This is a genomic window from Photorhabdus bodei (genome assembly GCF_003287735.1).
Lineage (GTDB): Bacteria > Pseudomonadota > Gammaproteobacteria > Enterobacterales > Enterobacteriaceae > Photorhabdus > Photorhabdus kayaii.
In genome coordinates this window covers 21286-42650 of the sequence record NZ_NSCM01000038.1, presented here as the reverse complement: position 1 = coordinate 42650, position 21365 = coordinate 21286, and the positions used below count along the sequence as shown (strand labels likewise).

Below are 21365 nucleotides of genomic sequence, written 5' to 3'. Positions count from 1 at the left end.
TGGCTTAGTTCCCAAACATGAGTGCTGTCAGCACAAAATCCAAACCTAAAACCGTTAACGACGCATGAACCACCGTTCTGGTCGTTGCTCGGCTGATCCCTTCCGAAGTCGGGATCGCATCATAACCATTGAATAGAGCAATCCAGGTCACAGTAATGGCGAAAACGACACTTTTAATAAAACAATTCAGCAAATCTTTCTGCCACTCGATAGCAGACTGCATGGAAGACCAGAAGAAGCCACTGTCAATCCCCTTCCAATCAACACCAACCATCGCACCGCCCCAAATACCTACCGCTACAAAAATCAAGGATAATAGCGGCATACTGATAAACCCGGCCCAAAAACGGGGCGCTATCACACGCCGTAATGGATCTACCGCCATCATCTCCAAGCTGGAAATTTGCTCCGTGGCTTTCATCAAACCGATTTCTGCGGTCAGGGCTGATCCTGCCCGACCAGCAAACAACAGTGCCGTGACCACCGGCCCCAATTCACGCAACAGAGATATCGCCACCATCATACCAAGACTGGCTTCCGCGCTGTATGTTGTCAGTACCAGATACCCCTGTAGGCCAAGCACCATGCCAATAAACAGCCCTGAAACGATAATAATCAATAATGACCGAACACCCACGCTGTAAAGCTGCTGTCGGAGTAACGGCCATTGTCTGGCGGGTTCTGGCTTGCCAATTATCGCGCGGAAAAGCATAAAACCCGCACGGCCAAAAGAGGCAAACACCTCAATGGCCCGTCGGCCAAGTGCCGCCAGCGCCTGTGTTAACATTAACATCCCATTATCCTAATAACTCAGTTTTATAATCCCCTGCCGGGAAACGGAAAGGTACCGGCCCGTCAGCAATACCATCCAGAAATTGCCGTACTCGCCTATCAGAATTAGAATGCAACTGTTGAGCTGTACCCTCGGCAATAATCTGTTGTTCAGCGATAATATAAGCGTAATCCGCAATGCTCAGAACTTCCGGTACATCGTGGGAAACAACCACACAGGTAACGCCAAGTGCCTTATTCAGCTCATCAATCAACTTCACCAAAACCCCCATCGTAATCGGGTCCTGACCAACAAAAGGCTCATCAAACATAATCAGATCAGGATCAAGTGCAATAGCACGAGCCAGAGCCGCACGCCTTGCCATACCACCGGAAAGTTCGGAAGGCATCAAATTCGCGGCACCACGTAACCCTACCGCCTCTAATTTCATCATTACCGTGGTCTGTATAATTTCTTCAGGCAGATTCGTATGTTCACGCAGCGGAAAAGCAACGTTCTCAAAGACATTGAGATCAGTGAATAATGCCCCAGATTGAAACAGCATACTCATCTTCTTGCGAGCAGCATACAAGTGAGAACGGGATAAAGCAGGAATATTGTCACCATCAAACCAGATCTCTCCGCGTTCAGGACGTAACTGACCACCAATTAATCGTAATAGTGTCGTTTTCCCTATCCCAGAAGGCCCCATGATTGCAGTGACTTTTCCTCTAGGCACAACTAGATTAATATCAGCAAAAATCAAACGGTTACCACGGGTAAAATACATACCACGGATCTCGATGAGATTTGCTGTCTGTTGATTCATTATTGATAGCCCTTAACGGTTAATAAATTGGCTTTAATATTTGGTTCATATATTAATCATATATACTACAAAAAAACGGGAAAATTTTCGCCATTAATGTGATGACAAATTTTACTTTTCTATCCACCGCCGTCAGAATATGTCCCATCTAACTGGGCAGACAATTTTTGTTTAGAAAATCAACCAGCGTTAACATTAATTCGGAATATACCTTACAAGGGACGCTTCATGCTTCTGACCTTTTTACTTCTAATTGCCGGGTTGATTTTACTGGTATATGGTTCCGATAGATTAGTATATGGTGCTGCAATTTTTGCCCGTACTCTGGGACTGCCTCCATTTATTATTGGTATTACCATTGTTGGCATTGGAACTTCTCTACCAGAATTAATGGTTTCAGTTACTGCAATGCTAGATAGTCAACCTGATATGGCCGTGGGTAATGTTATTGGCTCCAACATTACTAATCTGCTACTAATACCCGGTGCTGCTGCATTTATTCGCCCAATGGAAGTAAAATCAGATATCCTGCGGCAGGAACTGCTGTTGATGCTACTGCTCACCGTCTTCTGTGGTTATTTAATGAGTGATCACTATCTCAGCCGGATGGATGGGTTGGTATTACTCGCTTCCGCCATAGTGTATATCTTACTGATGATAAAAATGGTTGCTCTACCGCGCCGTGCCGAAGCGGATATTTATACGCAAGAACAGGCCGCGGAATTACCGGTCGAAGGCAATAAACACATTGCCCTACTTTGGATTCTATTAGGGTTACTTATTTTACCTATGGCAACTCGTATGGTTATTGATAATGCAACTGTTATTGCCCGCATTTATGGCATCAGTGAATTAGTTATCGGGCTTACCGTGCTTGCGGTCGGTACCAGCCTGCCAGAATTAGCAACCTCTATTGCCGCAGCATTCAAAGGCGAAGATGACATTGCATTTGGAAATATTATAGGTTCGAATATATTCAATATATCAATTGTTTTGGGCCTTCCCGCATTACTCTCACCAGCCGCCATTTCACCTGAATCTTTCCATCGTGACTTTTGGGTAATGATGGTAGCCAGCATAATATTTACTGCATTTTGTCTGGGTCGTAAACACCGATTAAACCGATTTAAAGGTGTCCTGTTATTAAGCTGCTTTATCGCTTATTTTATCGTACTGTTTATTTCCAATTACAGCATTGAATAAACACGAATGAGTAGGAAAAAGAAATGCCTAAGATTGATTTTCAGCAAGCGGGTAAAAAAGTATTACACATAGAACGTGATGGATTAACAGAACTTGAACAACATATAAACGGAGATTTTGACCGTATCTGTGAACTGATATTCAACTGCGAAGGTAAAGTGATTGTCATGGGGATGGGTAAATCCGGCCATATCGGGTGTAAAATTGCCGCCACTTTCGCCAGCACCGGTACACCATCCTTTTTCGTTCATCCGGGAGAAGCCAGCCACGGCGATCTCGGCATGATCACACCTAAAGACATTGTTTTAGCCATCTCAAATTCGGGTGAATCCAGTGAAATTTTGTCGCTGATTCCCGCATTAAAACGCCAAAAAATCCCGCTTATCTGCATGACTAACAATTACAACAGTAATATGGGAAAAGCCGCCGATATCCACCTGTGTATCAAAGTCCCGCAGGAAGCTTGTCCGCTAGGTTTGGCTCCTACAACCAGTACCACCGCAACACTGGTTATGGGTGATGCTTTAGCGGTTGCATTGCTCCAGGCACGCGGCTTTACTGCTGAAGATTTCGCGCTATCACATCCAGGCGGCACTCTTGGACGCAAACTTCTGCTACTGGTGAGTGATTTGATGAATACAGGCGATGATATTCCAAAGGTTAATCGTCACGCCACCTTACGCGAAGCACTGCTCGAAATCACCCGACAAAAACTGGGGATGACCGTCATTTGCGATGAAAATATGTATATTGATGGTATTTTTACTGATGGTGACTTACGGCGAGTGTTTGATATGGGCGTCGATTTGTACAATGTCAAAATTTCAGATGTTATGACAACAGGTGGCATCCGCATCAAACCAAATGCCCTTGCAGTTGATGCATTGAACTTAATGCAGTCACACCATATCACGTCCTTATTGGTTGCAGAGGACAATAAACTGCTTGGTGTATTACATATGCATGACCTGCTACAAGCTGGTGTGGTGTAACCGGAGAAAACGCCTTAATGAGCCAATTAGTTTATTTAGACACCTGTTATGGTCCAGTTAATAAAGACGTTATTGAAAAAGCCCGTAAAATCCGCTTACTGATTTGCGATGTTGACGGTGTTATGTCCGATGGCCGGATCTATATGGGCAATAACGGTGAAGAATTAAAAACATTTAATGTTAGAGATGGTTACGGAATTCGCTGCTTAATTACTTCAGGAATCGAAGTCGCTATTATTACCGGCCGTAAAGCAAAATTGCTGGAAGATCGAGCAAACACCTTGGGTATTACACATCTTTACCAAGGACAAAGTGATAAGGTTTTGGCGTACAAAGAATTGTTAGATAAACTGGGATTAAAACCAGAACAGGTTGCTTATATTGGTGATGATCTGATTGACTGGCCTGTCATGGAACAAGTGGGGTTATCCGTCGCTGTGGCGGATGCACATCCATTACTCTTACCAAAAGCGCATTATGTCACCCAAATTACAGGGGGACACGGTGCGGTAAGGGAACTTTGTGATTTGGTGCTTTTTGCTCAGAATAAGCTGGAAGAGGCCAAAGGATTATCAATATAGTAGGTTGAAGTGAAACGAGAATGGATAGAATCAAATCCTGGTTGGTGATAACACTGGTATTAATCATCCTGGCGTTAATTGGCTGGAACTTGTCTAATTCAGATGAGATTAAATCATCTTCTGCCACAGATAACAGTCAGCCAACCTATCAAAGTCAGGAAGCTATAACTTTTGTTTATGACCCTACGGGAAAACTGACGTATAAACTGGTCGCTGATGACGTCCAGAACTATGCAGAGTCAAAACTTACCTGGTTTACCAAACCGGTATTAATTACTTATGACTCAAACGCCATTGCTACATGGACAGTTCGTGCTAACAAAGCCAAACTAACTAATGACAAAATGCTCTATCTTTACGGAGACGTACAGGTTGACAGTCTGACTAATACGTCACAATTACAACGTATTACTACAGAGAACGCTATCATCAACCTGGTCACTCAGGATGTTTCATCTGACGATCAGGTCACACTGATTGGTGTCGGGCTAAAATCCGTCGGTATGAAAATGCGTGGCAACCTGCGAAACAAAACCGCTGAACTGATTGAAAAGGTTAACACCTACTATGAAATCCAACATGAAAAACAGAATCCGTAATGCTTTTATTGCCAGTGCTATCTTTGTAGTCAGTCTTCCCGCCATGGCACTGAAAGATGACACACAGAAACCCATTTCTATCGATTCTGTTAAACAAGCCCTTGACATGACAGGGAACACTGCCACATTTACAGAAGATGTGATCGTCAAACAGGGTTCTATCGATATCCGCGCTGACAAAGTTGTTGTGACTCGCCCAGATGGCGATTCTAAGAAAATGGTTATTGAAGCATTTGGCAATCCGGTAACCTTCTATCAACTACAGGACAATGGCAAACCAATCAAGGGCCGCGGTTCCAAAATGCGTTACGAAATGGATAAAGAGCTGGTTACACTCACTGGCAATGCCTATTTGGAACAGTTAGACAGCAATATAAAAGGCGACCGTATCACCTATCTAGTCCCAACTCAGCAAATGGAAGCGTTTAGTGACAAAGGTAAACGAGTGACAACCGTCCTACTACCTTCTCAATTACAAGAAGAAGGCCCTGGGGTTAACAACAAGAGTAAATAACGATATATGGCAATACTAAACGCAGAAAACCTGGCAAAAGCTTACAAAGGCCGTAAGGTCGTTGAAAATGTCAGCCTAAACGTGAACTCCGGCGAAATTGTCGGCCTGCTTGGTCCGAACGGTGCAGGGAAAACGACGACTTTCTATATGGTCGTCGGTATCGTTTCACGGGATACCGGGACAATTACCATTGATAATGAAGATATTAGCCTACTGCCACTTCACGAACGGGCACGACGTGGTATCGGTTATTTGCCTCAGGAAGCTTCTATTTTCCGCCGTCTAAGCGTATTCGACAACCTGATGGCTGTATTGGAGATCCGCCAGGATTTGACTCAAGAACAGCGGAAAGAACGTGCCGAAGAGCTGATGGAAGAGTTTCATATCAGCCACCTACGTGACAATCTTGGTCAATCACTTTCCGGAGGTGAACGTCGCCGCGTAGAGATTGCCAGAGCGCTGGCAGCTAATCCTAAATTTATTTTGCTGGATGAGCCTTTCGCCGGCGTAGATCCTATCTCAGTCATCGATATCAAGAAGATTATTCAGCATTTGAGAGATTATGGACTAGGGGTCCTTATCACAGACCACAATGTCCGTGAAACATTGGATGTATGCGAACGTGCTTATATTGTCAGTCAAGGGCATCTGATTGCTCACGGCACACCTAATGATATTCTTAATAATGAACAGGTGAAGCGCGTTTATTTAGGCGAAGGTTTCCGGCTCTAATTCGGCCAGGAGAATTGATTTAACGCTATGAAGCAAAGTTTGCAACTCAGGCTTAGCCAACAACTGGCTATGACACCACAGCTCCAACAAGCTATTCGTTTGTTGCAACTTTCTACGCTTGAACTCCAACAGGAAATACAACAAGCGTTAGAAATGAATCCTTTGCTTGAACAGGATGAAGATTATCAGGAAATTGGCAATCAGGAACTTCCCGATAACGAAACGGAAGCTATGGATACGCTTGATGCCTTGCAACAGAAGGATATGCCAGATGAGTTACCCCTGGATGCCAGTTGGGATGAAATTTACACCGCTGGCACACCTTCCGGGACACGCAATGACTATAACGACGACGAACTGCCACTTTACCAAGGTGAAACCGTTCAAACCCTGCAAGACTATTTGATGTGGCAGGCAGAGTTGACCCCTTTCACGGAAATAGAGGCGGCGATTGCGACATCAATCATTGATGCCGTAGATGACACTGGCTATCTCACTGTATCACTAGAAGATATCCTTACCTGCATTGGCGACAATCAACTCACTCTGACAGAGGTGGAGGCTGTGCTCAAACGGATACAGCATTTTGATCCTATCGGTGTCGCTGCTCGTGATTTAAAAGATTGTCTACTCGTCCAACTATCCATGTTTCCACCAGAAACACCTTATCTGAAAGAGGCGAGACTGATCATTTGCGAACATCTGGAGTTATTAGGTCATTGGGATTTCCGCAATTTAATCCGTCTGAGTCGCTTGAAAGAAGATACACTGAAAGAGGCTATAAATTTAATCCAGTCACTTGAACCAAAGCCTGGCCTGGCAATAAACACTGGCGAATCAGAATATGTCATCCCCGATGTACTGGTTCGAAAAGAGAGTGAACACTGGCAAGTAGAATTGAATACAGATAGTATCCCCCGTTTACACATTAATCAGCATTATGCAGAGCTTGGGCAACATACGCGCAATGAAAGTGACAGTCAGTTTATCCGTAATAACCTACAAGAGGCCAAGTGGCTTATCAAAAGCCTGGAAAGCCGAAATGATACTCTGCTGAAAGTTGCGCGTTGTATTGTAGAACAGCAACAGGAATTTTTTAAACATGGTGAAGAATATATGAAGCCTATGGTTTTGACAGACATTGCTTTCCAGGTTGATATGCATGAATCCACCATTTCCAGGGTGACTACCCAGAAATTCCTGCACAGCCCACGTGGTATTTTTGAATTGAAGTATTTTTTCTCCAGTCATGTCAATACAGAAAGTGGAGGCGAAGCCTCTTCAACTGCAATACGGGCTTTGGTGAAAAAACTGGTAGCAGCGGAGAACCCCGCCAAACCATTAAGTGACAGCAAACTGACGAGCATGCTAGCCGATCAAGGCATCATGGTTGCCCGACGGACTGTCGCAAAATATCGAGAGTCGTTATCCATTCCGCCATCAAACCAACGTAAGCGTCTGGTTTGAAATGAACAGAGAAGGAAGACAATATGCAACTCAAAATAACCGGCCACAATATTGAAATTACTGATGCATTACGCGACATTATCACTGCAAAATGCAGCAAACTGGATCAATATTTCGACAGGATCAACCTGACTCAGGTAATCCTCCGAGTGGAAAAGGTACAACAAATCGCCGAAGCTACTGTACACATTAACGGAGGTGAGTTGCACGCATCATCAGAACATGAAGATATGTATGCAGCAATTGATGGACTGGTCGATAAACTGGCGCGTCAATTAACCAAACATAAAGACAAACTGAGACATCATTAACAGTTAGTTAACAAAGAATGTAGTAACAACAGCAGAGTATTGCTGTAAAACAGTGCGCAAATACAGGATGCCACAGATAACCTATGGCATCCTGTATCAATAAGCACCTAAGTGAATAGGAAAATGAATAATCAAGCAGATTTACTACTAAGCTCTGTGCTTTCCCTCGCATGTACACGCAATAATGTACATTGTTCGAGCAAAAAACGGGCTTTAGAGATTATCAGTGAGCTAGCATCTAAGCAGCTTAAGTTACCAGAAAATGTCGTATTCGAAGCAATATTAACCCGAGAAAAAGTAGGTACTACTGGAATTGGCAGTGGTATTGCTATCCCTCACGGTAAGTTAGATGAAGAAAGCTCAGATCAAGCGGTTGGCGTTTTCCTAAATCTGGAACAACCTATTGCTTTCGATGCTATTGATAATCAACCAGTCGATTTGCTGTTTGCTTTACTGGTTCCAAACGATCAATGCCAAACACACCTACACACATTGTCATTGATTGCCAAACGTCTTGCAGATAAAAATCTCTGCCGTCGTTTAAGATCGGCACAAAGTGATGAAGAATTATACGCAATTATCACTGAATAACTGTTGCAATGCATGGATAGCAATAGATAAGAGTGGCTCATAATAACCACTAAGAAATTAAGGGGAGTCGCCTCATGGTGCTGATGATAGTCAGTGGCCGTTCCGGTTCAGGTAAATCCGTTGCCTTACGCGCACTGGAAGATATGGGTTTTTATTGTGTAGACAACTTGCCGGTAGTATTACTACCGGAATTAGCAAATACGCTAGCTGACCGCGATATTTCCGCTGCGGTTAGTATTGATGTAAGAAACATGCCGGAATCACCTGAAGTTTTCGAAGAAGCTCTGACTAAACTACCAGCGAGTTTCTCACCGCAATTACTATTCCTTGATGCTGAACGTAATACGTTGATCCGCCGTTATAGCGACACCCGCCGTCTGCATCCGCTATCAAGCAAAAATCTTTCTCTGGAAAGCGCGATTGATCAAGAAAGTGATCTGCTGGAACCCCTTCGTTCAAGAGCTGACCTGATTATCGACACCTCCGAAATGTCAGTCCATGAATTGGCTGAGATGCTAAGAACGCGTCTGCTAGGCAAACGGGAACGTGAGTTGACAATGGTCTTTGAGTCTTTCGGCTTTAAGCATGGCATTCCAATTGATGCCGACTATGTTTTTGACGTACGCTTCCTACCAAACCCACACTGGGACCCCAAATTACGGCCAATGACCGGTCTTGATCGTCCTGTAGCCGCTTTCCTCGACCGTCATACGGAAGTGCATAACTTCATCTATCAAACCCGCAGTTATCTTGAACTCTGGCTACCTATGCTTGAAACCAATAACCGCAGCTATCTGACCGTTGCTATTGGCTGTACCGGCGGTAAACACCGTTCTGTTTATGTGGCAGAACAGTTGGCCGATTATTTTCGTTCCAGAGGAAAAAACGTACAGTCGCGCCACCGTACTCTCGAAAAGCGAAAATAATGACTGTCAAGCAAAGACTTGAAATCAAAAATCGGCTGGGAATGCACGCCCGGCCAGCAATGAAGCTGTATGATCTAGTACAGCTCTTTGAATCTCATGTTATTTTACGCAATGATAGCCATGTTGAAGCCGAGGCCAGCAGTGTAATTGCCATGCTGATGCTGGATTCAGAAAAAGGCAGCTATATTGAAGTTGAAGCCAGTGGCCCAGATGAAGAGCAGGCTCTTGCCGCTATTATTGATCTATTTAATTCGGGATTTGACGAAGAATAACGTTGCTCACTCACCTATGGATTATCATGTCCTTCACTGTTTTCATTAGCAGCACAAAACAGTTCGTGATCATGATCTCTTTATTTTCCAGTAAGAACAGCCTACTATCAGGTTAATCATTTTAAATAACACCCCCCTCCTCATGGTGCGGGGTGTTATTTTGTATTGGAATCCATTTGGAGTGTGGTATGACTAAACCAGCAATTATCATCAACGAATTAGACGCAGAACGTTTAGATTCCCTGTTGGAACAGCCAGCGTTTGCAGATACTAGTATCGCTGACGCTTTGAATGAGGAGCTGGATCGTGCAGAGATTGTACCGCCAGCAGAAATTCCATCAGATGTTGTGACGATGAACAGCCGGGTTCGTTTTATTGACCTGACAAGCAATGAAGAACGGGTACGTACTTTAGTTTATCCAGCGTCACTGCAAGACAGTTCAGATCAGCTTTCTGTTATGGCTCCTTTAGGTGCTGCATTATTGGGCCTTCGTATCGGTGACGAAATCAGTTGGGAATTGCCAAACGGCGAAGAAACCCGCGTCAAAGTATTGGAATTACTTTATCAACCAGAAGCTGCCGGTGAGCTCCACCGTTAATTCAGCCAGCCCATTTGATCCGGGCTGACTAAAGTAATCGGAAACGAGTATCTCTTATTGACCAGCGATACTCATTTCCGGCAGTAAGACTGAACCACACTGGATATTACTACGCGTTTCAATATCATTCCCAATAGTGACCATATTGGCCCACATATCCTTTAAATTGCCTGCAATAGTAATCTCGCTGACAGGATACTGAATCTCACCATTTTCTACCCAAAAGCCAGCGGCACCACGGGAATAGTCGCCGGTTACTGCACTGACTCCCTGCCCCATCAGTTCAGTGACCACTAACCCAGTTCCCATCTGACGCAGTAAACCTGCAAAATCTTGACCTTGCCCTGCAATGCACCAGTTATGAATCCCTCCTGCATGGCCGGTACTTGCCATTCCTAGCTTACGGGCAGAATAACTGGTCAGAAGCCAAGTCTGTAATATACCATCCTTGATAATATCCCGATTGCTGGTAGAAACACCTTCACTATCAAATGGAGAAGATGCTAGCCCCGCCAGCAAGTGTGGCCGCTCTTCAATTGTCAGCCATGATGGCAGGATTTGTTTGCCCAGATGATCAAGCAGGAAAGAGGATTTCCGGTAAATACTGCTACCACTGATAGCGCCAACCAAATGACCGAAAAGGCCCGTTGCAACCTCCGCAGCAAACAACACCGGTGCTTTCATAGTCGGTAATTTACGTGGCGACAAACGAGATAATGCACGACGAGCGCACTCCTGCCCAACCCATTCTGGCGATTTTAAATCTTCAAAACGACGATGAATGGTATACGCATAGTCCCGCTCCATATCGCCATCAAGTTCAGCAATCACACAACTCGACATAGAATGACGGCTGGAGCAATAACTTTGCAACATACCGTGGCTGTTACCAAACACTCTGATACCATAATGACTGTTAAAACTGCCACCTTCAGTATTGGTAATACGCTTATCTGCCTGTAATGCAGCTTGTTCCGCACGAGCAGCCAGTTCAATTGCTTTATCAGCATCCAACTCTGTTGGATGGAATAAGTCAAGATCTGGCGCTTCAAACGCCAGTAGCGCTTTATCTGCCGGGCCAGCACACGGGTCCTGAGAGGTATAACGAGCGATATCAATCGCAGCCTGAACAGTACGGGCAATGGCATCCGGGCTTAAATCTGTTGATGATGCGCTACCTTTACGTTGCTGATGGTATACGGTAATCCCCAAAGCACCATCACTATTGAATTCTACATTTTCTATTTCACCAAAGCGGGTACTGACACTAATACCCGTTGTTTTATTAACCGCAACCTCCGCAGCATCACAACCCGCTTTTGCCAGCTCTAGTGCCTGTGAAACTGCATTTTCCAGTTGTTTGCGTTGTTCCGCAATTTGATCCGTGATTTTCATTAATTACCCGTAATTTGATGAATAAAGGGAAAATCTGTCGGAAAAACAGAACCGTTTTATCCACACAGTCAATGTCGAGTGGTAATCCGACGTTTTTCCCAGTTACAATACACAATATTAGGATGTTAACACCCACCGAGCTACAGGTCATGCTCCAAAAATCAACCTGCCAGCTCCGGCCTTTTTAAAAGGAAAACCACTATGGCAAAGCAGCCTGAAGATTGGCTCAATGATTATCCTGCCGAAGAGGAAGAGGAAGAGATAATTTGGGTCAGTAAAAGTGAAATTAAACGTGATGCCGAAGCATTGAAAAAGCTGGGTACAGAATTGGTTGAGCTCAGCAAAAGTGCGCTTGAACGCGTTCCGTTAGATGAGGATCTGCTGGCCGCCATTGAACTTGCACAGAAGATAAAAAGAGAGGGGCGCCGTCGCCAATTACAATTTATTGGTAAATTGCTGCGTACCCGGGATGTCGAGCCAATTACCACCGCGCTTGATAAACTGAAAAATCGTCATAATCAGCAAATCACTCTGCTCCATAAACTGGAAGAATTACGTGATAAATTGATTGATGGCAATGACGATGTTATTGATGAAGTGGTGGCGTTATTCCCACAAACCGATCGCCAGCAATTGCGTACCTTGATCCGCAACGCCAAAAAAGAAAAGGCGGCAAATAAGCCACCTAAATCTTATCGTCAGATTTTCCAGTATCTTAAAGATATGGCTGAATCCGCTTAACGACCTAAAACCCGTAAGGTTCTAATTTCTGTTAGGGGAAAATATTAAAACTAAGTTCCCCTTTCAGTTCTTCTTCTGCTTCTTCAAACAAAAGCAGTGACTGCTTCCCGCCGTAAACGGCGATGCTTCCCAAGTTTGACCAAGTGAACCCCTGCTGCCACTGCTTTGTATTCCAGTTTCACGATGAAGCCATACCAGCCCGCATCACTGATTGCGCGGGCGAATTTGGGATTTTTCATCAGGTTTGCCGTCTTCAGCGTCTCCACAATTATCGCTTGGTTTTCGTCAATAATTGCACAGTTTGTGTTGAAAATCGGCACGAGCATTGGCTATCCGTTCGTGTCTTATAATGATCTATCTCGGATAAACAACCAAAAATCAGGCTGTTCCTCCAACGGTCAAGTTGTCCAGTTTCAAAGTAGGCTGACCAACACCAACAGGTACGCTCTGGCCCTCTTTGCCACAAACTCCAACACCTTTATCCAGATCAAGATCGTTTCCTACCATAGAGATCTGCTGCATAGCCTCAATACCGGAACCGATAAGGGTTGCACCTTTCACTGGTTTGGTAATTTTACCGTTCTCAATCAGATAAGCTTCCGATGTCGAGAACACGAATTTACCGGAAGTGATATCCACTTGACCACCACCAAAATTTGGCGCATATAAGCCATTTTTCACACTACCGATGATCTCTTCCGGTGTGGAATGACCCGCCAGCAAATAGGTATTAGTCATACGAGGCATTGGCAAATGGGCATAAGATTCACGGCGACCATTGCCAGTCGGCGCGACACCCATCAGACGCGCATTCATTTTATCTTGCATGTAACCTTTCAGAATGCCATTTTCAATCAATACATTGTATTGTCCAGGAACGCCTTCATCATCAATTGCCAATGACCCCCGGCGACCTTTTATTGTGCCATCATCAACCACAGTACAGAGTTCAGACGCGACTTTTTCACCAATCTGACCAGCAAACACCGAAGTACCACGGCGGTTAAAATCACCTTCCAGCCCATGACCAACAGCTTCATGCAGCAACACTCCCGGCCAACCAGCCCCTAGAACAACCGGCATGGTACCAGCAGGTGCAGCAACAGCGGAAAGATTCACCAGTGCCATACGAACAGCTTCACGCGCAAATTGTTCTGCACGGATCTGACCACTAACCACTTCCAGAAAATATTCATAACCGTAACGGCCACCACCACCGCTAGTGCCGTGTTCCCGTTTGCCGTTATCCTCCACCAGCACCGTGACAGATAAGCGAATGAGAGGACGAATATCAGCCGCCAAGGTCCCATCGGTTGCCGCGACCAACACCCGTTCATAGATCCCTGTCAGACTGGCATTGACTTCCTGTACTCTTGGATCTTCAGCACGAGCCACCTGATCCACACACTGCAATAACGCAATCTTTTCTTCACGGGAAAAACTTTGCAGCGGATCAATTGCTGCATAAAGCTGAGAATAGGTCACTTCGCCAAAAGTATGGGCTTTACCATTCCCTTTTTCATGGACGATGCTACGGGCAGCCTGTGCGCTTTGTTGCAACGCATTCAACGTGATCTGGTCTGCATAAGCAAAACCCGTTTTTTCACCACTGATTGCCCTAACGCCAACCCCCTGATCAATATTATAGGAACCATCCTTAATAATTCGATCTTCCAGTACCCAAGATTCATGGTAACTGGACTGAAAATAGAGATCGGCATAATCGAGCCGACGTTCAGCCAGTTGACCGAGTACTGAAAACAGATCTTGATGGCTTAATTTATTTGCAGCCAGTAGGTGTTCACTGACAGAAGTTAAACTCATAATTGCTACTCTTTAATTTGCGGTATTTTTTCAATCAAGGAAGTCAACTGTGGTCGAAAGCGGTTATGTTTCACCACCTTCATCTGCTCACGCATAATCTTCAAGCTATCTGCCCTGATATTCAGTTGTAGTGCACTGACTGCATCGGGGTTTTTCTTAATCACTTTCCCCCAACCATCCACTGCCATTGAGTGACCCCACGTCTGACGGGTTCCATGTACACCAACCTGAGCTGGCGCTAACAAAATACACTGGTTTTCAATAGCGCGAGCCCGCAACAGTGGCTCCCAATGTGCTTTTCCTGTTAAACGAGTAAATGCCGCAGGAACAGATATCAACTCAGCGCCTTGCTCACGTAATGCCTGAAACAACCCTGGGAAGCGCAGATCATAACATATGGTCATTCCGAGACGACCAACAGGTGTATCTACAACGGTAATATGTTCCCCACGCTGGAAAACAGATGATTCATTATATGATCCATGTTCATCATTAATATTGACATCAAACATATGGATTTTGTCGTAACGTGCGCAAATCTTACCCTGATCATCAAACAACAGGCTACTACTGGTGAGCCGTTCAGGATTTTCACGACTGATAAGCGGCATGGAACCGATTAATAACCAAACACCATAACGGCGTGCAATCTCACTGACAGCTTGCTGCAAAGGCCCATGACCCTGTTGTTCCGCATGCCTACGATAGCTATCAGCAGTAGCAAACAACAATGCATTTTCCGGGGTCATGACAAACTTGATGGTATCCGGCAACTGCTTAATTTGTTGTTCAATTTGCGCCAAATTATGTTTGATATTCTCACCGCTACATAACTGCAAGAGTGCAACATTAACGTTTCTCATGTTCCTCTATTCTCCTTAAGCTGACGCAGAACTTCATCAATTTTCGGTTGTTCAAGATTACCAGTAATCCGGTAACGAATAACGGATATCTTATTCCATAACGGCCCCAAAACCTTGGTCGCTGCGAATAATGCAGCACCTGCCATCGGATTGATGACAAAAGCCGTTGCTACCCCCACAGTAGCAGAAATCTCCGGCGTGACGATGGCTTCTATATTGATCTGTTGACGAACAAGATCGATCTCACCTTTCGTTATCACATCGGCAATCAACCCATCAACCCGTAAGTTTTCAGTCTTGAGTATCCCATTTTTTACTGAAACATCACCACGAATTGAATCAAATTCAAAATCCTGGCTAAAGGTATCGCTAAAATCGAGCTGTAATTTACGTAACAGAGCATCAAAACTGACTAATTTTAGTAACTGACCAGCACTTCCTCCCCCCAATTTTTCAATAGCACCTTTGCCTAAGTCACTTTTAAGATTGCCATTCAGCGTCTGGAAATTGGGTTTCCACGGAGTATCCCACCAATTAAAATCAAAACGGAAGGTAAACGGTGAATTTACAATCGGTACGACTATACCAAGGTAAGATGCCATCTCATCAAACTTTTCACCAAAAAATTGCCCCATAATACGAGTATTATTCCCTACAGCGCCTTCTTGCCAACGACCTGCCAAAGTTAGTTTGCTGACACTGTTTTCTACTATTCCATCTCTTAATACCAGCGAATTACCTTCTGGAATCAGGGAACCAGACACCTTCCCAAGCTTCAATCCCATAATCCAACATTCAGAACAGATGATGTCTAATGAAGGCCATTGGTTCAACGAATAACGCAGAGTTGTACCTGCCTGAGATTGCTCAGGTAAATCTGATTCAGCTTGCTGAGAGCTATGTTGCAAAGGATTATAGTAAAGATGACTCAAATTCATTTGCCAAGAGCCACTATTACGGATATTGAGTTTACCGTTGATTTCCCGACTATTAGCAGTGATCTGCGTTCCCCAAAGCTGTTTTTCCACATCCAACGATAACTGATTCCAGCGTTGTCCCCCCGCATCCAGTGATGGAAGTGATATATGCAGATGCTGTGGCAACATTGACATACCTGCCAATGAAGAACCAGAAGTCAGAGGCGCAATCAGCCCTAACCACTCTTCCCCCTCAACTGCCGGAAGATTCAATTCCAATAGGGATTTTTCAGGCAAATCAGGAATTTTATCGCTGCTTTGTAAAATTCCACGTGACAGTTGAGTGCTTTTCCCTGCCAGACGCCATTGAGTATTAAATGCATACTGTTTATCCAGAGTGCCTTTTACTTGCAACTGCTCCATATCACCATCAGCCAGAATATGAAGAGCACGCGGTTCATCCACTTTCAGGAAAGATAAGTAACTATCCACTTGTGATAAATCAACGTCGATTTTCATATCATATTGAGGCTTGCCCTGAAACGGCAAACTGACACCGACCTTCCCTTCCCAATCAACAGAGCCAGAAAACGCTTTAGCAATCGCTGGTGAAAATTTAGATAATTTTGCCACAGCCCAACGCGCATTCAGACCAACATTGACTCGATAGTTTTTGGGTAAACTTTTAGTAGAAAAATCAACCGTCACAGGCTGCCCAAGCCATTGGACCGATAATTTGCCGCTTTGTAAATTACCATTATCAAAGCGAAACCGGCCACTCACATTTTTCATTTCGCTATCTAGAGGCTTAATCAACAAGTGATTATTTTTTAAAGTCACCTCACCACGGGCATCCACATTGCCACCATTGAGTGGAATATCCAAATGCAAATTACCAGCAATCCGACCACCAACCTGCAATATATCCAGCGTTTCACCAACAGAATTTGCTAACGGACTACGAGTAAAATATTCATGAATATCTTTGCCATCTCCCAGAAGATCAGCGTTGATTAACAATTTCTTACTACGATAATTAGAAATTACTGCTGAAACATTGCTAGCTTTCACTTTACCAAGTGCCGTTTGCGGAGCAAGCATCCATAAACTGTTATTCTGGAAATTAAGATCAATATTGAGATCTAGCAATGCCGGCCAATTTGGTTGGTACTGAAAAGTCGCGTGACGCAATGGAGCAAAAACTTGAAACTGGCCATTATTCTTTGCAAATGGGAAATCTTTTGGATTGCCTTGAAAAACAAAAGTCGCGTTTTCTATCTGCCCTTTAATAATTGAAGCTGTTAGATAGTCAGTCAGAGCTGTCCCCATCAAAGATTCTGGAAAATATCTCCAGGCATCACCTGCATCATAAACCCGTATTCCCGCCAGAATATTCAGCGCGGGAGGCTGTTCTTTAGGCTGTTGATAACGAAAATCACCATTGACCCACAATGATTTCGCCTGCAAATCCAATCCTTGACTCCAAAGTTGCAAGCCTCGCTCATCTTGCCGCCAGAGTATTTCGCCATGACTTTGGGATATCTCAAACGGTGCCAGGAACATATCTCGATAATCAACGACACTATTCTTCAATGCAAAACTCAGTTTGCCTTGCCGCAAGCTGCCATTGAGAGAACCAGAGAAATTATCAATAGAAGGCAATTCCTGCCAACGCTGCCAACTGACATTCTGCCATTGCATACTGATTCGGGAATCATCTACCATTTTGGGTGTAATATCGAGGGCAAGATACTTTACCAATCCTTGTGGCTGACGATGCTGCCAATCCTTCACAAGATCAGGCGTCAAAAAAGAAAAAGTCGGTAAAATGCTACTTAGCCGTTCAAGTTGAATGTTTTTTGCCCGGATACGCCAATGATCATGACCATCAGCTCTCTTGGCTTCCGGCAGATAGAGCACTGATACTTTTCCTGACGGCCATTGTTGACCATCAGTGATCAAATTTGCCAGCTCAGGTGCATCAAACAACCAACCACCATCTTGGCGGCGCATTCGTAACACCAAATCACTGACAGAAAGGTTGTGGAATTTGTTAGCAACTTTCCAATTAGCTTTTCCCTGACGGAGTTGTAGTTGACCACCATCAATCCGACCATCTTTCAGCATAATCCAGCTAGACAAACTAAACTCAGCATCCTTCAGCCCAGTATTATCCTGCAACCAATGGCTTAACCACGGATGAACATCAACATTATCTGCCTGTAAATAAATAGTACCGTTATCCAATATGCCATTAGTGTCATGCAAATCAAATTTAACTTGTATATCCCCATGCTGATTATTGATCGAAGAGAGACTAATTTTCCCTTGAGCTCGGTGACGATTATCTTTATTTAGCCAGGTTAATTGTGGTAACAGAAGATCAGCGCGTTCACCAGAAGGAGTAAGGAAAGTAAAACGGCTATCTTGCAGATTAAAATGATCAAACTGCTCCAGAAACAGATCAGAAAATAGATCCGATTGGGAAAACATATTACCGCTTTGATCATTAAACAGCGGTTGATAGTAATCTACTTGTAACTGATAAAAAGTAAGATCGCGGAAATTCCAACGCATTCTTAGTAAAGATAACCAGATATCCAATGCAACCGTGATCTTTTTGGCTTTCACATCTGCATTTGCGGTTTTTACACTGATATCACGTAATTCAAAAACAGGCCCGAAAGATTCCCATTCTCCCGCAATATATCTAGCATCAATAGGTACACCAATAATTGATTCAATTTTAGCGAATAATTGTGGGCGGTAATCATTAATATGTGGCAGTAGAAAACGTAATCCACTAACAAGCAAAGCCACAATGATAATGACTATTGCGGCTGTCGCTAATAATACTCCCGGCAGTCGCCTCACACGCATCTCCTTGGTTACCAATGCTGTTATGTCAGCAAATCAGATGGTTACATCATAACTACGTCAAATTGTTCTTGACTGTAGAGCTGTTCTGTCTGAACTTTTACCTGTCTACCGACAAAAATCTCCACTTCCGCCAGTGCATGAGATTCCTCCCCTTTCAGCGCTTCGGCCACTGCGGGTGAGGCATAAATAAGGAAACGATCTGCGTCAACTGCCCGGTGCACACGCACAATTTCACGCATAATCTCATAACAGACTGTTTCAACAGATTTTACGGTTCCCTTGCCCTTACAAGTAGGGCAATCGCCGCAAAGTATATGCTCGATACTTTCACGAGTCCGCTTACGAGTCATTTCCACCAGCCCGAGTTGTGAAAAACCATTAATCGTGGTTTTAACACGATCTTTACTCAGCGCCTGCTCAAGAGAAGCCAATACCCGCCGGCGATGCTCCTCGCTATTCATATCGATAAAATCGATAATAATAATACCACCTAGATTACGCAGCCTTAATTGTCTGGCAATAGCTTGCGTCGCCTCAATATTGGTATTAAAAATAGTTTCTTCCAAATTACGATGGCCGACAAATGCGCCGGTATTAATATCAATTGTGGTCATCGCTTCAGTTTGGTCAATAATCAAATAACCACCTGATTTTAATTCAACTTTGCGATCGAGTGCTCGCTGAATTTCATTTTCTACATCAAACAGATCGAAAATAGGCTGACTACCGTTATAAAGCTCCAATCTGGCTGTCATTTTAGGAATATATTCGCGAATAAATTCCTGTAACTGAGTAAACGTCAAACGAGAATCTACACGAATACGATCAAGGGCCGCGCCGGCGAAATCACGCAAAATACGATGGGCCAGAGCCAATTCGCCATAAAGTTTATTTTTAGTGACATTGCGCTTTTTACGCTCCATCACTTTACTCCACAATCGTTTCAAGAAAGCCGCATCTTGAGCTAATTCTTCGTCGCCAACGCCCTCGGCAGCCGTCCGAATAATGAAACCACCATGTTCATCACAATAATCAGCAACAATATTTTTCAGGCGATTACGCTCTTCTTCACTTTCAATACGTTGTGAAACCCCGACATGGGATGCGCCGGGCATAAATACAAGATAACGGGAAGGTAAGGTAATATCGGTAGTTAGCCGAGCGCCTTTGGTACCAAGGGGATCTTTCACTACCTGAACCATTAAATCTTGTCCCTGGCGAACCAACTCAGCAATATCTTTAACATGAAAGTTCTTTTGCTCCTCACCGGCAATACATTCCGTATGAGGCATAATATCCGAGGCATGAAGAAAGGCGGCTTTTTCCAGCCCAATATCAACAAAAGCAGCCTGCATTCCTGGTAATACCCGGCTTACACGACCTTTATAAATATTGCCGACAATTCCCCTTTTGGCTTCCCTTTCAATATGGATTTCTTGCAAAATCCCACCATCAATGTAGGCAACGCGCGTTTCGGATGGTGTGATGTTGACTAATAACTCTGCTGTCATAGGTTCCCCTTCCCATCAACTAACGCAAAAAACTTTGTGATTAATTCGTGCGTTTCCACCAATGGCAGACCAACAACCGAGTGATAACTGCCATTCAGCGTTTTAACAAAGCAACCTGCTTTTCCCTGAATACCATAAGCCCCCGCTTTGTCCATCGGCTCACCGGTTGCTACATAATCCAAAATTTCCTGCGTGGATAATTGGCGAAAGGTTACATCTGTAATGACTATATCACTTAAGGTACGCTGACTATCTGATAAAGCAATAGCTGTCATCACCTGATGACTCTGACCGGAAAGTGCACTGAGCATTGCAACAGCATGTTGCTCGCTACGTGGTTTTTCGAGAATCTTACCATTCAATACAACAACAGTATCCGCTCCCAACACCAGAAAATCCTCTGGTGCAATAGCAACTCCCGCTAGAGATTTATCTTTTGCTAATCGGCTGACATACTGACGCGGAGTTTCACCCTCTTGCCATTGCTCCTTTACCTGAGGAGAAAGAATTTCAAATTTAAAGTCCAATAATTCAACCAACTCACGCCGCCTTAGTGAGCAGGAAGCCAGATAAAGGGTTTTCATGATGATCTCGTCCTTACTACTACCTATCTCATTAGGCTATTTCATTTGCCATTTTGAACCTAGAGCAGAGCTTAATCCTCACGTACATTATGTACGCTCCGGTTATATACCTGTCATCCTTCAAGTTGCCTCTTTGTTGGCTGCACTCACTCACCCCGGTCACATCGTTATCTATGCTCCCGGGGATTCGCTCCCTTGCCGCCGCGATGCATCTTGAAATCCATAAGGTATACACACTACTCGTATCCTCAAGTTATTGGAA

The 21365-nt window shown here is 44.1% G+C and carries 22 protein-coding genes and 1 pseudogene; 13 read left to right on the top strand and 10 right to left on the bottom strand.

The window, feature by feature from the left end:
* Window positions 1-4: 4 nt before the first annotated feature.
* Window positions 5-787 (bottom strand): lipid asymmetry maintenance ABC transporter permease subunit MlaE, encoded by a 783-nt coding sequence (gene mlaE / locus CKY02_RS17620; RefSeq protein ID WP_112879264.1) that lies wholly within the window; start codon window positions 785-787, stop codon window positions 5-7.
* Window positions 788-797: 10 nt separating this feature from the next.
* Window positions 798-1601, bottom strand: coding sequence for a phospholipid ABC transporter ATP-binding protein MlaF (gene mlaF / locus CKY02_RS17615; protein ID WP_112896289.1), 804 nt, complete (start codon window positions 1599-1601; stop codon window positions 798-800).
* A 228-nt stretch (window positions 1602-1829) separates the two neighbouring features.
* Between mlaF and CKY02_RS17610 the strand changes: the two genes are divergently transcribed.
* The 12 genes from CKY02_RS17610 (at window position 1830) to rnk (ending at window position 10388) form a co-directional block, all read left to right on the top strand.
* Complete coding sequence (locus CKY02_RS17610; protein WP_112896288.1) at window positions 1830-2804, top strand: calcium/sodium antiporter; 975 nt, start codon at window positions 1830-1832, stop codon at window positions 2802-2804.
* Window positions 2805-2827: 23 nt separating this feature from the next.
* Entirely contained in the window at window positions 2828-3796 is a 969-nt protein-coding gene (kdsD, locus tag CKY02_RS17605) for an arabinose-5-phosphate isomerase KdsD (RefSeq protein ID WP_112896287.1), read from the top strand.
* A 17-nt stretch (window positions 3797-3813) separates the two neighbouring features.
* The gene (kdsC, locus tag CKY02_RS17600; RefSeq protein WP_112896286.1) at window positions 3814-4377 is read left to right on the top strand and encodes a 3-deoxy-manno-octulosonate-8-phosphatase KdsC; all 564 of its coding nucleotides are present in this window, start codon (window positions 3814-3816) and stop codon (window positions 4375-4377) included.
* 20 nt (window positions 4378-4397) lie between these two features.
* Window positions 4398-4976, top strand: coding sequence for an LPS export ABC transporter periplasmic protein LptC (lptC, locus tag CKY02_RS17595; RefSeq protein WP_112896285.1), 579 nt, complete (start codon window positions 4398-4400; stop codon window positions 4974-4976).
* Window positions 4957-5490: a lipopolysaccharide ABC transporter substrate-binding protein LptA gene (gene lptA, locus CKY02_RS17590; RefSeq protein WP_112896284.1), complete on the top strand. Its 534-nt coding sequence runs from the start codon at window positions 4957-4959 to the stop codon at window positions 5488-5490. Before lptC ends, lptA begins: the two co-directional genes overlap by 20 nt.
* Before the next feature lie 6 nt (window positions 5491-5496).
* A complete protein-coding gene (gene lptB, locus CKY02_RS17585) occupies window positions 5497-6222 on the top strand; it encodes an LPS export ABC transporter ATP-binding protein (protein ID WP_011148169.1) in 726 nt (241 codons plus the stop codon).
* A gap of 27 nt (window positions 6223-6249) precedes the next feature.
* Window positions 6250-7689, top strand: coding sequence for an RNA polymerase factor sigma-54 (gene rpoN, locus CKY02_RS17580; protein WP_112896283.1), 1440 nt, complete (start codon window positions 6250-6252; stop codon window positions 7687-7689).
* 23 nt (window positions 7690-7712) lie between these two features.
* Window positions 7713-8000 (top strand): ribosome hibernation promoting factor, encoded by a 288-nt coding sequence (gene hpf, locus CKY02_RS17575; RefSeq protein ID WP_036775988.1) that lies wholly within the window; start codon window positions 7713-7715, stop codon window positions 7998-8000.
* A gap of 123 nt (window positions 8001-8123) precedes the next feature.
* Window positions 8124-8591, top strand: coding sequence for a PTS IIA-like nitrogen regulatory protein PtsN (ptsN, locus tag CKY02_RS17570; RefSeq protein ID WP_112896282.1), 468 nt, complete (start codon window positions 8124-8126; stop codon window positions 8589-8591).
* 74 nt (window positions 8592-8665) lie between these two features.
* Complete coding sequence (gene rapZ / locus CKY02_RS17565; RefSeq protein WP_011148173.1) at window positions 8666-9517, top strand: RNase adapter RapZ; 852 nt, start codon at window positions 8666-8668, stop codon at window positions 9515-9517.
* Window positions 9517-9789, top strand: coding sequence for a PTS phosphocarrier protein NPr (gene npr, locus CKY02_RS17560; protein ID WP_011148174.1), 273 nt, complete (start codon window positions 9517-9519; stop codon window positions 9787-9789). Before rapZ ends, npr begins: the two co-directional genes overlap by 1 nt.
* 188 nt (window positions 9790-9977) lie before the next feature.
* A complete protein-coding gene (rnk, locus tag CKY02_RS17555) occupies window positions 9978-10388 on the top strand; it encodes a nucleoside diphosphate kinase regulator (RefSeq protein WP_112879249.1) in 411 nt (136 codons plus the stop codon).
* A gap of 54 nt (window positions 10389-10442) precedes the next feature.
* On the opposite strand, the gene pmbA is transcribed toward rnk, so the two are convergent.
* Window positions 10443-11783 (bottom strand): metalloprotease PmbA, encoded by a 1341-nt coding sequence (gene pmbA / locus CKY02_RS17550; protein ID WP_112879250.1) that lies wholly within the window; start codon window positions 11781-11783, stop codon window positions 10443-10445.
* A gap of 201 nt (window positions 11784-11984) precedes the next feature.
* On the opposite strand from pmbA, the gene yjgA reads away from it, so the two are divergent.
* Complete coding sequence (gene yjgA, locus CKY02_RS17545) at window positions 11985-12524, top strand: ribosome biogenesis factor YjgA (RefSeq protein WP_110086377.1); 540 nt, start codon at window positions 11985-11987, stop codon at window positions 12522-12524.
* A gap of 131 nt (window positions 12525-12655) precedes the next feature.
* Here yjgA and CKY02_RS17540 read toward each other — a convergent pair.
* The 7 genes and pseudogenes from CKY02_RS17540 to CKY02_RS24050 form a co-directional block, all read right to left on the bottom strand.
* A pseudogene (locus tag CKY02_RS17540) lies at window positions 12656-12866 on the bottom strand (RNA-guided endonuclease TnpB family protein); the annotation flags it as partial.
* Window positions 12867-12902: 36 nt separating this feature from the next.
* Window positions 12903-14348, bottom strand: a complete 1446-nt coding sequence (gene tldD, locus CKY02_RS17535; protein WP_112896281.1) for a metalloprotease TldD — start codon at window positions 14346-14348, stop codon at window positions 12903-12905.
* Between the two features lie 5 nt (window positions 14349-14353).
* A complete protein-coding gene (gene nit1, locus CKY02_RS17530) occupies window positions 14354-15211 on the bottom strand; it encodes a deaminated glutathione amidase (RefSeq protein ID WP_112896280.1) in 858 nt (285 codons plus the stop codon).
* Window positions 15208-19002 carry an AsmA2 domain-containing protein YhdP gene (gene yhdP, locus CKY02_RS17525; RefSeq protein WP_167405328.1) on the bottom strand — a complete coding sequence of 1265 codons (3795 nt, stop codon included), beginning with the start codon at window positions 19000-19002 and terminating at the stop codon, window positions 15208-15210. The genes nit1 and yhdP overlap by 4 nt, the downstream gene beginning before the upstream one ends.
* Before the next feature lie 47 nt (window positions 19003-19049).
* Window positions 19050-20519 carry a ribonuclease G gene (rng, locus tag CKY02_RS17520; protein WP_112896278.1) on the bottom strand — a complete coding sequence of 490 codons (1470 nt, stop codon included), beginning with the start codon at window positions 20517-20519 and terminating at the stop codon, window positions 19050-19052.
* On the bottom strand, window positions 20516-21103 hold the full coding sequence (locus CKY02_RS17515) for a Maf family protein (RefSeq protein ID WP_112896277.1): 588 nt from the start codon (window positions 21101-21103) through the stop codon (window positions 20516-20518). The genes rng and CKY02_RS17515 overlap by 4 nt, the downstream gene beginning before the upstream one ends.
* A gap of 31 nt (window positions 21104-21134) precedes the next feature.
* Window positions 21135-21338, bottom strand: coding sequence for a hypothetical protein (locus tag CKY02_RS24050; RefSeq protein ID WP_146747467.1), 204 nt, complete (start codon window positions 21336-21338; stop codon window positions 21135-21137).
* Window positions 21339-21365 lie beyond the last annotated feature (27 nt).